The sequence below is a fragment of the Salmonella sp. SAL04214 genome (assembly GCF_046550615.1).
Taxonomy (GTDB): Bacteria; Pseudomonadota; Gammaproteobacteria; order Enterobacterales; family Enterobacteriaceae; genus Salmonella; species Salmonella enterica.
The window spans coordinates 105,598-119,529 of sequence record NZ_JBGDXT010000007.1 but is presented as its reverse complement, the minus strand read 5'-3'; the positions used below and the strand labels follow the sequence as shown (position 1 = coordinate 119,529).

General features: G+C 51.5%; 12 protein-coding genes and 1 pseudogene. 6 read left to right on the top strand and 7 right to left on the bottom strand.

Annotation, left to right across the window (positions count from 1 at the left end; genetic code table 11):
* Positions 1-291: 291 nt before the first annotated feature.
* On the bottom strand, positions 292-1,398 hold the full coding sequence (gene asd, locus ACLJQD_RS13705; protein WP_000799940.1) for an aspartate-semialdehyde dehydrogenase: 1,107 nt from the start codon (positions 1,396-1,398) through the stop codon (positions 292-294).
* Positions 1,399-1,524: 126 nt separating this feature from the next.
* On the opposite strand from asd, the pseudogene ACLJQD_RS13700 reads away from it, so the two are divergent.
* Positions 1,525-1,899 (top strand): annotated as a pseudogene (locus ACLJQD_RS13700) (MarC family protein); the annotation flags it as partial.
* Here the strand turns inward: ACLJQD_RS13700 and gntU are convergent.
* The 5 genes from gntU to ACLJQD_RS13675 form a co-directional block, all read right to left on the bottom strand.
* Positions 1,822-3,162, bottom strand: coding sequence for a gluconate transporter (gntU, locus tag ACLJQD_RS13695; protein ID WP_000105950.1), 1,341 nt, complete (start codon positions 3,160-3,162; stop codon positions 1,822-1,824). The pseudogene ACLJQD_RS13700 and the gene gntU overlap by 78 nt on opposite strands.
* Positions 3,159-3,692 (bottom strand): gluconokinase, encoded by a 534-nt coding sequence (gntK, locus tag ACLJQD_RS13690; RefSeq protein WP_000108342.1) that lies wholly within the window; start codon positions 3,690-3,692, stop codon positions 3,159-3,161. The genes gntU and gntK overlap by 4 nt, the downstream gene beginning before the upstream one ends.
* A gap of 138 nt (positions 3,693-3,830) precedes the next feature.
* Positions 3,831-4,826: a gluconate operon transcriptional repressor GntR gene (gene gntR / locus ACLJQD_RS13685; RefSeq protein ID WP_000730239.1), complete on the bottom strand. Its 996-nt coding sequence runs from the start codon at positions 4,824-4,826 to the stop codon at positions 3,831-3,833.
* A 129-nt stretch (positions 4,827-4,955) separates the two neighbouring features.
* A complete protein-coding gene (gene yhhW / locus ACLJQD_RS13680; protein ID WP_017441608.1) occupies positions 4,956-5,651 on the bottom strand; it encodes a quercetin 2,3-dioxygenase in 696 nt (231 codons plus the stop codon).
* Positions 5,652-5,774: 123 nt separating this feature from the next.
* Positions 5,775-6,812: an oxidoreductase gene (locus tag ACLJQD_RS13675; RefSeq protein ID WP_017441609.1), complete on the bottom strand. Its 1,038-nt coding sequence runs from the start codon at positions 6,810-6,812 to the stop codon at positions 5,775-5,777.
* Between the two features lie 465 nt (positions 6,813-7,277).
* Between ACLJQD_RS13675 and yhhY the strand changes: the two genes are divergently transcribed.
* The 5 genes from yhhY to ACLJQD_RS13650 all read left to right on the top strand — a co-directional run bounded on the left by yhhY (position 7,278) and on the right by ACLJQD_RS13650 (position 12,078).
* Positions 7,278-7,766: an N-acetyltransferase gene (yhhY, locus tag ACLJQD_RS13670; protein WP_001290279.1), complete on the top strand. Its 489-nt coding sequence runs from the start codon at positions 7,278-7,280 to the stop codon at positions 7,764-7,766.
* Positions 7,767-8,030: 264 nt separating this feature from the next.
* A complete protein-coding gene (locus ACLJQD_RS13665; RefSeq protein WP_000667440.1) occupies positions 8,031-9,245 on the top strand; it encodes a PfkB family carbohydrate kinase in 1,215 nt (404 codons plus the stop codon).
* A 15-nt stretch (positions 9,246-9,260) separates the two neighbouring features.
* Positions 9,261-10,022: a glutamine amidotransferase gene (locus ACLJQD_RS13660; RefSeq protein WP_017441610.1), complete on the top strand. Its 762-nt coding sequence runs from the start codon at positions 9,261-9,263 to the stop codon at positions 10,020-10,022.
* Positions 10,023-10,075: 53 nt separating this feature from the next.
* The gene (locus tag ACLJQD_RS13655; RefSeq protein WP_001038949.1) at positions 10,076-11,047 is read left to right on the top strand and encodes a DMT family transporter; all 972 of its coding nucleotides are present in this window, start codon (positions 10,076-10,078) and stop codon (positions 11,045-11,047) included.
* Positions 11,044-12,078: a phosphotriesterase gene (locus ACLJQD_RS13650; RefSeq protein ID WP_017441611.1), complete on the top strand. Its 1,035-nt coding sequence runs from the start codon at positions 11,044-11,046 to the stop codon at positions 12,076-12,078. The genes ACLJQD_RS13655 and ACLJQD_RS13650 overlap by 4 nt, the downstream gene beginning before the upstream one ends.
* Positions 12,079-12,122: 44 nt before the next feature.
* Here ACLJQD_RS13650 and ggt read toward each other — a convergent pair whose 3' ends face one another.
* On the bottom strand, positions 12,123-13,865 hold the full coding sequence (gene ggt, locus ACLJQD_RS13645) for a gamma-glutamyltransferase (protein WP_017441612.1): 1,743 nt from the start codon (positions 13,863-13,865) through the stop codon (positions 12,123-12,125).
* Positions 13,866-13,932 lie beyond the last annotated feature (67 nt).

Below are 13,932 nucleotides of genomic sequence, written 5' to 3'. Positions count from 1 at the left end.
GTGACACTTCTTTGACCTGAACGGCGCAGCACACTGTGCATCCTATCTGCGTCGTCCTACCTTCAGGTTAGGCTTAATACCCGTGGGATTAAGCTACCCTTAAAGAATAGCCAATGCTCTGCTTAACTCCTGATAAAAATGAAACATCTGCGTTTACTCCTGTATTACGCAAAAAAAAGGGTGACGATGCACCCCTGGTTTAACACAAATTCCCCCGCCGGATGGCGGCGCTGACGCGCCTTATCCGGCCTACAGAACCACACGCAGGCCCGATAAGCGCTGCAATAGCCACTACGCCAACTGGCGCAGCATTCGACGCAGCGGCTCGGCGGCACCCCATAACAACTGGTCGCCTACGGTAAACGCCGACAAGAACTCTGGCCCCATGTTCAGCTTACGCAGACGACCAACCGGCGTAGTCAACGTGCCGGTCACCGCCGCCGGGGTTAATTCGCGCATAGTGATATCACGATCGTTCGGCACCACTTTCGCCCACGGATTATGTGCCGCCAGCAGTTCTTCCACCGTCGGAATGGATACCTCTTTTTTCAGCTTAATGGTGAACGCCTGGCTGTGACAGCGCAGCGCGCCGACGCGCACACACAAACCATCAACCGGGATCACAGAGGCAGTATTGAGGATCTTGTTGGTTTCCGCCTGGCCTTTCCACTCTTCGCGGCTCTGGCCGTTATCGAGCTGTTTGTCGATCCAGGGGATCAGGCTTCCCGCCAGCGGTACGCCAAAGTTATCCACCGGCAGCTCGCCGCTGCGGGTCAATGCCGTAACTTTGCGTTCAATATCAAGAATTGCGGAAGACGGCGTCGCCAGTTCATCGGCGACATGGCCATACAACTGACCCATTTGGGTTAACAGCTCGCGCATATGGCGCGCGCCGCCGCCGGAGGCGGCCTGATAGGTCGCGACGGATACCCAGTCAACGAGATTATGGGCAAAGAGACCGCCCAGCGACATCAACATCAGGCTAACGGTACAGTTACCGCCCACAAAGGTCTTCACGCCATTGTTCAGGCCGTCGGTAATCACGTCCTGGTTGACCGGGTCGAGAATAATAATGGCATCATCTTTCATGCGCAGCGTAGAAGCCGCGTCAATCCAGTAACCCTGCCATCCGCTTTCGCGCAGCTTTGGATAAATTTCGTTGGTATAATCGCCGCCCTGGCAGGTCACGATGATATCGAGCGCTTTTAGCGCATCCAGATCAAAAGCGTCCTGTAGCGTGCCGGTGGAGGTGTCGCCGAAGGTGGGCGCCGCCTGTCCAAACTGGGAGGTAGAAAAGAAAACAGGGCGAATAGCGTCGAAATCGCGCTCCTCTACCATGCGTTGCATGAGAACAGAGCCGACCATTCCGCGCCAGCCGATAAAACCAACATTTTTCATAGCGTTTTTTTCCTGCAAAGAGATGTGCTGTGTATGCGCGCCAGTATCCTGTGGCGCATCCTTCACCATACAAAAAGCAGCCAAAGTCGCAAGTGAAATTAATCAATGATAGCGAAGCCATCAGTAATGCGACTTATCCTGCCTTACCGCGCAAGCAGAAAGTCCAGTGGCGATTATCAGGGAATTTGCGTTAGGAAGGGAATCATTTCCGTCGCTGTTTTATTGATCCTAATTATGGATCAGCGTAGAAATTTGCCTGCTTTTATGCGCGTACTGAAACATGGCGAGGCAAAATGTCGTTGGGCGATTGCCATGCACACCTCAATAAAAAAACCGGGTAGCGATTACGCCTTACCCGGCTTACGGTATCGATATGTGCCCGTTTCCAGGCCCGGTAAGCGCAGCGCCACCGGGCAACAAGACTCAGCTCAGCAGTTGGAAAGCAATCATCCCGACAATCGCGCCGACCGTGCCGAGGATAGTTTCCATCATCGTCCAGGTCTTCAGCGTCTGCGCTTCGGTCGCGCCGGTAAATTTACCGAACAGCCAGAAGCCAGCGTCGTTAACATGAGAAACCACAATTGAACCGCCGGCGATACAGATAGAGAGCGCAGCCATCTGCGCGCCGGAGAAATTCAGTTGCTCTATGACCGGCATCACCAGACCGACCGCGGTTAAACACGCCACGGTCGCGGAACCCTGAATGATGCGCACTGCCGCCGCCAGCACAAAGCAGGTAATGGCAATCGGCAGTCCCATACCGGTTAACGCTTCGCCCAGCGCCGGGCCGACGCCGGAGTCAACCAGTACCTGTTTGAACACCCCGCCTGCGCCAATCACCAGCAGGATAATGCCCGCCGGTTGCAGCGCGTGGCCGCAGATTTCCATCACTTTGTCTTTCGGCATCCCCTGACGCATCGCCAGGCCGTAAATCGCTACCAGACAAGCGACCAGAATCGCAGTGAAGGGGTGGCCGATAAACTCAAACCATTCGTAAGCGGTGGAACCTTCCGGCACAAAACGCGCGGCGATCGTTTTCAGTCCTACCAGCACCAACGGCAGCAGGATCAGCGACAGGCTGAAGCCGAAAGAAGGCATTTTACCTTCACCCAGATGCGGCTCGGTAATGTCGTCAGGAATACGCAGCTCAACATAACGGCTGATAAAATTCCCCCACAGCGGCCCGGCGATAATCATGCCAGGAATGGCGGCACACAGGCCAATCAGGATCATCCAGCCGAAATCAGCATGCATCTGGGAAGCCAGCAGCATCGGCGCAGGCCCAGGCAACAAAAACGCCGCGGCTGCCGCCACGCCCGCAAACAGCGGAATGACCAGCTTCACCAGGTTTGTGCCGGTATGACGCGCCATAGAGAACGCCACGCTTATCAGCAGCACAATCGCCACTTCAAAGAACAGCGGAAGCGCGCAAATCAGCCCGGCCAGGCCAATCGCATAGTGCGCGCGGTTATGACCAAAGGATTTAAGCATCTTGACGGCTATCTGATCGACCGCGCCGGTTTCATGCAGAATCTTGCCGAACATCGCCCCCAGCGCGACCACAATCGCCAGGAAGCCCAGCGTGCCGCCCATCCCTTTTTCCATGGTCGCGGCGATTTTATCAAGCGGCATCCCTGAAAAAAGCCCCGCGCCCATTGAGACGACCATTAACGCGACGAAGGCGTGCATACGCGCCTTCATCACGAGAAACAGCAGCAGTAAGACGGAACCGACGGCGGTTAAAACCAGTGTTAATGTACTCACAGCGTACTGCCTTTATTGATGACCTCAATGGTGCTCGCCACGACGCCTTCCAGCGGCTGGTCGATATCCACCACCAGAACATCGCGTTCGTCGGCACCCGGCTCTTGCAGCGTTTCAAACTGCGTCACCAGCATCTGGGTTTTGAAGAAATGACCTTTGCGCGCTTTCAGACGGCTTTCAATGACGTCGAAATCACCTTTCAGATAGATAAAGGAGAGGTTCGGGTTTCCCTCGCGCAGCAGGTCACGATAATGTTTTTTCAGTGCGGAACAGACGATCAGCGAGATTTTATTGGTACGCTGCATCGCGAAAGCGGCGTCGTTCAGCGCCTGTAACCACGGTTTGCGGTCATCATCATTCAACGGCTCGCCGGAAGCCATTTTTTCAATATTGCAGCGCGGATGCAGAAAATCGCCGTCCAGAAACGCGGCATGAAGCTGATGCGCCACGGCGCTTGCGACAGCGGATTTACCGCTGCCTGATACGCCCATCAGAACGTAAACGTGGTGATCATGATTAGTCGTGCTCAAAGCGGGCCCCCACTCTACAAGTTGCAAAATTTGTTACGGGTAACTGTTATCGGTAACATTGTCCAACCGCACCATTCACGACGCAATGACCATTCGTGCCAAAAGTGAATAAGTGTGAGCTACTTCAAAGTTGTCAGACTAAATAGATCCGCCCGGTGACAAGGTGAAACCTAAATCTAACATTTTTGGCGTGACCGTTTCGCCGCGAATGCGGGCCAACAGACGTTCCGCGCCAATGCTGCCCATTCGCTCGCGCGGCGTCAGGACGCTTGCCAGACGCGGTTCCATCACCTGGCCGATGTCATGACCGTGGAACCCGGCGATCGCCATGTCGTCCGGGATTTTTAGCCCCAGGCGCTGGCATTCGAAGGCCGCCCCCACCGCCAGGTCATCGTTGGTGCAAAAAATACCGTCAAGCTGTGGGTATTCGCGTCGCGCCTGGCGCATGAGTTCGATACCGGAAGAGTAGGATGAAGATTGCTCCATCATCACACTGTAAGGAACCAGTCCTGCGTCCCGCATCGCCTGTTCATAACCCTTCTGCTTGATGATAGTACGTTCGTCGAGGCGCGCCCCCAGATAGGCGATATGACGATGACCACGCGCGATAATCGCGGCGGTCATCTGACGGGCGGCCTCGAAGTTGTCAAAACCAACGGCAATATCTAGACACGGCGACTGGCTGTCCATCAGTTCCACCACCGGAATCCCGGCGACTTCGATCATTTTTAAGGTGCGCGGCGTATGGGTACGCTCAGTGAGGATCAGGCCGTCGATATTCCAGGAGAGCATCGATTCCAGGCGCTCCTGCTCCATCTCCGGTTTATAGCCGTAGTGCGCCAGCATGGTTTGATACCCGTGGGCGTCGGTGACAGCCTCAATGCCGCGTAACACTTCCGCAAAGACCTGGTTGGTTAAAGACGGCAGCAGAACGCCAATGGCGCGACTGGTGGCGTTGGAAAGAATGTCAGGCGCGCGATTAGGAATGTACCCGAGCTCATCAAGCGCAGCCGCAATTTTACCCCGCAGCGCGACGGAGACCTGCTCCGGATTACGCAAAAAACGGCTGACCGTCATTTTGGTCACGCCCACACGGTCGGCCACATCCTGAAGTACGGGTCTTTTCTTTTTCATCGTCCTGAAAGGTATAAAAGGGATAGATTTGCCCAGTTTACCACGGACGTGCGGAATTAATGACAAACGATGAAAAGCCGGATGGCAACGCTTTCGCGTCTTATCCGGCCTACAAAAGGTTACAGCACGTTAGACTGGCGGCAAGTCAAACAGCAACACTTCGCTGTCGCTGTCGGCATGAATCGAGATTGCCTGCTCATCCCAAATCGCCAGGCCGTCGCTGGTCGTCGCTTTGGTGCCGTTAATGGTCACGTTACCTTTTACCACCTGGATCCAGACGCGGCGCTCAGCGGCAATCTGATGCACCGACTGCTCATCTTTGAGCAGCGCCCAGCGGTACAGCTCCATATCCTGGTGGACCTTCAGCGAACCATCGCGAGCATCTGGCGAAAGCACCAGTTGCTTGCCCTGCGCGGCGTCGAAGCGGCGCTGTTCGTAGCGCGGCGTGATGCCGGTTTCTTGCGGAATGATCCATATCTGGTACAGCCGCAGACGATCCGTTTTGCTCGGGTTGTACTCGGAGTGGCGAATGCCGGTCCCGGCGCTCATAATCTGGAATTCACCGGCCGGAACCTGTTCTTTATTGCCCATACTGTCCTGGTGTTCTACGGCGCCTTCCAGCACATAGGTCAAAATTTCCATGTCTTTATGCGGATGCGTGCCGAACCCCTGGCCTGCGTCGATCACATCGTCGTTAATCACACGCAGCGCCGAGAACCCCATAAAGTTCGGATCGTAATAATCGGCAAAAGAAAAAGTATGCCAGGAGTCAAGCCAGCCATGATTCGCATGACCGCGGTCGTTTGCTTTGCGTAAGTAGATCATTGTGTTCACCCCCAGATGTTTTCGATGGAATAAGTGTGGACTCATTCCGTCCGGGATCATAGAGGGTGAAAATTGACTCCTCTGTTCAAAAAATATGAATAAGCGCAGAGGAGTCTGTAAGGGCTATTTAGCGAGGGTTATCGTCGCAGGCGTTGCCTGTTCGAAAGCACGTTCGAGGATTTCCAGATTGGTAAGAACTTCAGATTCCTTGACGTAATTAGGCGTACCGATGGTCAACGTCTGGTACAGCGCATCATAGACGCGGCCATAGTCACCCGTTTCCGGTTTCACCTCTTCTTTCACGGTCACGCCGTCATCGTTAACATATTCCAGCACGCCGACGGATTCGTCAGCGGCGAAACCGGGTTCACCAAGCATAATGTTCGCTTTCAGGCTGGTTTCTTGTTGATCGATACCGTATTTCACAAACGAACCTTTGGTGCCGTGAACAATAAACTTCGGATAGTCGATTTTCACCAGATGGCTGGTTTTCACAATGACTTTCAGGTCACCGTAGAACAATTGCGCTTCAAAGGTGTCATCCGGATTCGCTTTATTACGCAGGCTACGAATGTCATACGCGACATGATCCGGGCGGCCAAATAGCGAAATAATTTGATCCATGGTGTGGACGCCAAGTCCGTAGAAAGCGCCATCCTGCGGCAGGCCCGGTTTGGTTTCCGCCACGGGTCGGTAGTAGTCAAAATGGCTTTCAACTTCGACAATCTTGCCCAGTTTCCCGCTCTCAATCGCTTTTTTAGCCGTGAGAAAACAGGAATCAAAACGCCGATTCTGATACGGCGTAACGGTCAGTCCTTTGCTTCGCGCCAGGTCGAACAACACTTTTGCCTCCGCCAGCGTCGGCGTGAAAGGTTTCTCAACCAGCACATTTTTACCCGCTTCCAGCGCGCGTTTGGCGTATTCGAAATGGCTGTCAGCATGCGTACAGACGATCACCAGTTTTACCTGCGGATCGCCCAACACCTCATCCAAATCGCTGGTGAAGTGAATATGCGAATAGTGCGGCGCCTGCTCTTCCGGTTTAGCGTGACGACGGAAAATGTGCGCGACATGCCAGGTATCTTTCCGATTCAGAACGTAGGGGAGATGGTAACGGGTGGTACTTTTGCCGAATCCAATAAATGCGCAGTGTAAGGTCATGAGACGATCCTTTTGAAGATGATTGTTTACACCATAGCGCAAAGCGTGAGGAGACTGAATGTTGGATTCTTTGCCGGATGCGGCGTTGCCTTTTTGGGCCTACAAAAGCAGATGCCTCAAGATCGGCCGTCGGCGTCGCGGTCAGTTTGTTCACGGCAAGCGCGCAGGGCCCGGAGCGTACTAAATGTACGTGAGGAGCACGAGCACTTCCCGGGGACAAAATGACAAGTAAGCCAGGCTGAAACAAAACCAAAAAAAAGCCAGCAAAAGCTGGCTAAAGTAATACTGGAAGCAATGTGAGCAATGTCGTGCTTTCAGGTTCTCCGTAGGGGTTCCCCTGAATGCAAGGCAATAATAATCATTCTCATTCGCACTTGTCTACTTCTTTTTGCAAAAAAATGCGGTTGACGGAATTTTCTTTCTCAGCGAGTGTAAATACACAATTACCCCTGCAGGAGATAAGGAATGAGTGAAATAGTGATACGCCACGCTGAACCGAAAGATTACGACGCCATTCGTCAGATCCACGCCCAGCCGGAGGTGTACCACAACACGCTACAGGTTCCTCATCCTTCCCTCGAAATGTGGCAGGCGCGGCTAACCGAGCAAGCCGGGGTTAAACAACTGGTTGCCTGCATTGACGATATTGTCGTTGGCCATCTTTCTATTCAGGTCACCCAACGTCCCCGTCGCAGCCACGTGGCCGATTTTGGTATCTGCGTGGATGCCCGGTGGCACAATCGCGGTATTGCCAGCGCGCTGATCCGCACGATGATCGACATGTGCGACAACTGGCTGCGCGTCGAGCGTATTGAGCTAACGGTGTTTGTTGATAACGAGCCCGCGGTGGCGGTGTATAAGAAGTACGGCTTTGAAATCGAAGGCACCGGTAAGAAATACGGCCTGCGCAACGGTGAGTACGTTGATGCGTACTTTATGGCGCGCGTGAAATAGCGCTTCCCCGCCCCACCCTGTGGGGCGAAACGTCACAAACCTTCATCACATTCCTGTTATTGCAACCTACTTCCCCTATATCAAAACAATAACCACCTGAATTTCATGGTTATTACCACTTTAAGCTTTATCACCGTTTTTTCCGTAATTTTAGCAATATTAATATTACATTTTTGTTTTTTTTTGGTTTCTGCCATCACTTTATGGTGACAATCACAACAATATACTCCTCCCGGGACTAATTTAACCACGGTGAGGTAAAAAATGAAATTTGAACGCCATCATAGAATATTGAAGGAACTCAGTATTTCGGGAGTTGTAAAAGTTTCAAATCTGGCGAAAAGTCTCAAGGTAACAAAGGAAACTATTCGTTCAGATCTCAATGAACTTGCCGGACAGGGATATCTTACTCGCTGTCATGGTGGTGCATTTATTACCCTTGATTCTCTTGATAACGTCGCAAAAAATGAAATTGCTTATGTGCTGGAAAAATATGAATCAGCGCAGAAAATAAAAAAAGGTCTCTCTGCCATGAAAAATAATGTATGTGTTATTGGCTCGTTCAATGTTGATATTATCAGTTATCTACCGAGATTACCCTCAACGGGAGAATCATTGCTGGCCGATAAATTTATTTTTTCACCCGGCGGTAAGGGATGTAATCAGGCATTAGCAGCAAGCTATGCCGATTCTGATGTGCATTTTATTACTAAAGTCGGCTCAGATCATTTTAGCGATTACGCCATTAATTTTATAAACTCATCAAAAATCCATAAAAGTGTTATCTACCAGACCAAAGAAACACAAACAGGTACAGCAACCATCATGGTGAATGGAGATACCGGAGATAACGTCATCGCTATCTACCCTGGCGCCAACATGACAATTTCCCCTGATGAAATCACCATTCAAAAAGAAGCCATTGTTCATTCAGATATTGTTCTTGTCCAACTGGAGACGAATTACGAAGCGCTGCAGCAAACAATTCGTCTCGCACAAAAAAATGACATACCGGTCATTATCAATCCAGCGCCATACAATGACATGGTTAACACCATCATTGATAACATTGACTATATTACGCCAAATGAAACGGAAGCAGGCCTGCTGGCCAATATGGCGGTTAATGATATCGAATCAGCCAAATGCGCGGCCAAAATTATTCATCAGAAAGGCGTCAAAAATACCATTATTACATTAGGTAGCAAAGGTTCGCTTGCTTATGATGGCACACAATTCATCTATTCCCCGGCATTTCCGGCAGTTGTAAAAAATACTGCGGGAGCGGGTGACGCTTTCAATGGCGCCCTCGCATCTGGTCTTGCAAAAGGAAAGTCACTGGCATCCGCATTGTGCTACGCCAGCGCATTTGCCTCACTTGCGGTTGAAACGCCTAATGCCTCTGATATGCCGGAAAACGACTCCGTTCTTCATCGCATTCAGGGTTCACATTACAAACAAACTATCTCTACTCACTAAATCAAGGAGCAGACTATGAACAATACGCAGAAAAAACTAAAGGTGCTCTTTATTGGAGAATCCTGGCATATTCATATGATTCATTCAAAAGGTTATGACAGTTTCACCTCCAGTAAATATGAAGAAGGCGCTACATGGTTACTGGAATTCCTGAGGAAAGGCGGCGTTGATATTGATTACATGCCTGCCCACACGGTACAAATTGCCTTTCCAGAGAGTATTGACGAATTAAACCGTTACGATGTGATTGTTATTAGCGACATTGGTAGTAATACCTTCCTGTTGCAAAACGAGACATTTTATCAGCTAAAAATAAAACCAAACGCTCTGGAGTCCATTAAAGAGTACGTCAAAAATGGCGGTGGACTACTCATGATTGGTGGTTACCTGTCATTTATGGGTATTGAGGCAAAAGCCAATTATAAGAACACCGTTCTTGCTGAGGTTCTGCCAGTTATTATGCTTGATGGCGATGACCGGGTAGAAAAGCCAGAGGGTATTTGTGCTGAGGCTGTCTCACCTGAACATCCTGTTGTTAACGGATTCTCAGATTATCCGGTATTTCTTGGATATAACCAGGTCGTCGCCAGAGACGATGCCGATGTCGTATTAACAATAAATAATGACCCATTGTTAGTGTTCGGTGAATACCAACAGGGTAAAACCGCCTGCTTTATGAGTGACTGCTCCCCACACTGGGGAACCCAGCAGTTTATGTCATGGCCATTTTATACCGACCTGTGGGTCAACACGCTTCAATTCATCGCCAGAAAATAAAAAACAATGGAGTAACGAAAGTTACTCCTTTTATAAAATATAAGGATTGATGTATGAACAAGAATAAGTACTCAACCCCCTTACTGATGCTTGCCACCATCTTAGCCGGTATGCTTTCCCCGATGCAGTCTGCCGTTAATGGGCAGTTAGGACATTGGTTACAAGACGGTAATGCTTGCGCAGTAATCTCGTTTGCCAGCGGTCTGGTCGTCATGTTTTTTATTATTATTGCGCGCAAAGAAACACGCCAGCAATTCGCCTCAATCCCTACTCTGATTAAAAAGAGAAAAATCCCGCTATGGAATTGGTTTGCAGGATTATGCGGGGCTATGGTCGTATTTTCTGAAGGCGCATCCGCCAGCGCGCTGGGCGTTGCCACCTTTCAAACGGCATTAATTTCTGCCCTGCTTCTTTCCGGCCTGCTGTGCGACCGTTTTGGCATCGGTGTGGAGGAGAAGAAATATTTTACGCCATGGCGCATTACTGGCGCATTGTTCGCCGTTATCGCCACCATTTTTGTCGTGTCGCCACAGTGGCACTCAACCTCGTTTATCCTGCTCGCTATCCTCCCCTTTTTGGCAGGGTTACTCGCTGGCTGGCAGCCTGCGGGGAATGCGAAAGTCGCCGAGGCAACGGGCTCCATGCTGGTGTCCATTACATGGAACTTCATCGTCGGCTTTTGTGTCCTGGGCGCAGCGCTGGCGATACGTATCGCATTAGGCCATGTCACCATCCAGTTACCCGATACATGGTGGATGTATCTCGGTGGTCCGCTGGGTCTGCTGTCCATCGGGCTAATGGCGATTCTGGTGAGAGGCTTAGGGCTATTGATGCTGGGCGTAGCGTCAACAGCAGGCCAACTGCTTGGCTCAGTGCTAATTGATGAATTGATCCCTTCATTAGGCAATACGGTCTACCTGGTCACCATCATCGGTACGCTGTTCGCGTTAGTCGGTGCGATTGTGACCACCATCCCTGAATACAGAGCATCCAAAATGGCGCAAAGAATGGAGGTGTCAGAATGAAAGGTTTCCTGCAAACCGTAACAGGCCCGGTGGCGCATACGGATATGGGGCTGACGCTACCGCATGAACATCTGTTTAACGATCTGTCTTCGGTCGTAGACGAGCCACATTATGCTTTTTCACAGCAACTGGTGGGAAAGAAAGTCAGTGCTGACCTGCAGTGGGGGCTGAAACACGACCCATACTGCTGCGCCGATAACATGGACCGCAAAGAGATTGATGATGTTATCTTCGAAATCAATAACTTTATGTCTTTGGGCGGCAGGACGATTGTCGACGCCACCGGTTCAGAATCCATTGGGCGGGATGCCTCAGCGCTACGAGAAGTTGCCTTAAAAACGGGTTTGAATATCGTTGCGTCATCCGGACCTTATCTGGAGAAATTTGAAAGTACCCGGATCCATAAACCTGTTGAGCTGTTAGCCTCACTCATTGATAAAGAACTGAATCAGGGTATTGGCGAGACGGATATTCGCGCTGGCATGATCGGTGAAATCGGCGTATCTCCCGCGTTTACCCAAGCGGAGCGTAACAGCCTGCGGGCAGCGTCTCTGGCACAATGTAACAACCCCCACACGGCGATGAATATCCATATGCCAGGGTGGCTGCGACTGGGTGATGAGGTGCTGGATATCGTGCTGGAAGAAATGAACGTCTCTCCGGCAAAAGTCTCGCTGGCGCATTCGGACCCTTCAGGAAAAGATGTCGTCTATCAACGTAAAATGCTCGACCGTGGCGTATGGCTTGAATTTGACATGATTGGTCTGGACATCACCTTCCCAAAAGAAGGTGTCGCGCCGGGCGTTCAGGAGACCGCAGATGCAGTAGCGAATCTGATTGCACTGGGTTACGCCGACCAAATCGTTTTAAGCCATGATGTTTTTCTCAAACAGATGTGGGCGAAAAATGGCGGAAATGGCTGGGGGTTTGTCCCGAATGTCTTCCTCGCCTATCTGGCTGCTCGCGGAGTAGACAACGATACTCTGCACAAGCTTTGTATTGATAATCCAGCCCGATTGCTCACGGCATAATCTGCAAATAGCCCGGTGTCTGACACCGGGCCTGGAATTAAAAATCAGTATCCCGCCGTTAAATCATCCACCGAACGCGGGTCAGACGCGCCATACAGTTCACCATCCGGTCCAACCATAATACTTTGGGTGCTGCCCATCGCTTCTTTCAGCGCCACTTTCTGCCCTTTCTGTTCCAGCAACTTCAGCGTATCGGGGCTGAAGCCCTTTTCTACCCGCAGTTCGTCCGGCAACCATTGATGATGGAAACGCGGCGCGTTGGTCGCTTCGGCGACGTTCATGCCAAAATCAATGCTGTTTACTACCATTTGCAGCACGGTAGTGATAATTCGACTCCCGCCAGGACTGCCGGTCACCAGCCAGGTTTTGCCCTCTTTAACGACGATAGTGGGCGACATCGACGACAGCGGACGTTTTTTTGGTTCGACCGCGTTAGCATCGCCGCCCACCAGGCCATAAACATTAGGTACACCGGGTTTAGCAGAAAAATCATCCATTTGATTATTCAGCAGAATACCGGTATTTCCCGCCACAATTCCTGTGCCGAAGGTGGTGTTCAGGGTATAGGTCACCGCCACAGCATTGCCGTCTTTATCCACCACCGAGAAGTGGGTGGTCTGGTTGCTTTCATACGGGGCGAGCTTGCCCGGTTTTATCTGGCTGGAAGGTTTGGCCTTGTTGATATCAATTTGATCGGCCAGCGTTTTCGCATAGGCTTTGTTGGTCAGCGCCTGCCACGGCACTTTCACAAAGTCCGGGTCACCCAGATACTCTGAGCGGTCAGCGTAGGCATATTTTTCCGCTTCCGCCATGATTTGCATGGCATCGGCGCTGCCAAAGCCGTACTTCTTCATATCGAAGTTTTCAAGAATATTGAGGATTTGCACGATGTGAATACCGCCCGAGGACGGCGGCGGCATGGAGAAGACCTGATACCCGCGATAGTCACCGCTGATTGGCGTACGCTCAACGGCTTTATAGTTGGCTAAATCCTCTTTGGTCATCAGACCGCCGTTATTCTGCATTTCTCCGGCTATCTGGTCAGCAATCGCCCCTTTATAAAACGCATCCGGGCCGTTTTCGGCAATCATTTCCAGGCTTTTCGCCAGATTCTTCTGGACCAGCTTATCGCCTTTTTTCAGCGGCTCGCCGTCTTTCCAGAAAATGGCTTTGCTGTTCTCATGGTTGGGGATCACTTCGCTGCCGTAAGTTTTTAAGTCGTCGGCCAGCGCATCGTTAACCACAAAACCCTCTTCCGCCAGCTTCATCGCCGGACGCACCACTTTATTCAGCGGCATCGTGCCGTATTTCTCCAGCGCCAGCGAGAACCCCGCCACGGTACCTGGCGTACCGGATGCCAGATGCGACGTCAGCGACTTTTTCGCATCGGCGTTACCCTGATCGTCGAGGAACATATCACGGGTCGCGCCAGCAGGCGCCATTTCACGAAAATCGATCGCCGTGGTAGCGCCATCTTTAGTGCGCAGCAGCATAAATCCTCCGCCGCCCAGATTCCCGGCTTGCGGATGCGTCACAGCCAGCGCATAGCCCACGGCGACGGCGGCATCCACGGCATTACCGCCCTGCTTTAAGATATCCACGCCAACCTGCGTCGCCATTGCATCCACGGACGCCACCATCCCTTGCGTCGCCCGCACAGGATGAAAGACATCTTCTTCAACACCATAGGAGACTGGCGGCGCGACGGGAGGATTGGCCACCGCGCTAAACGTCCCCCCGGCCAGCAGAGCGGCGATCGCCACCCAGCGCATAAACGTTGGTTTCATCGTTGTTTTTCTCCAGATAAATGGGTGTATGTCCCGTTTAATCCTGGTCCACAACGCTTAAAAAATC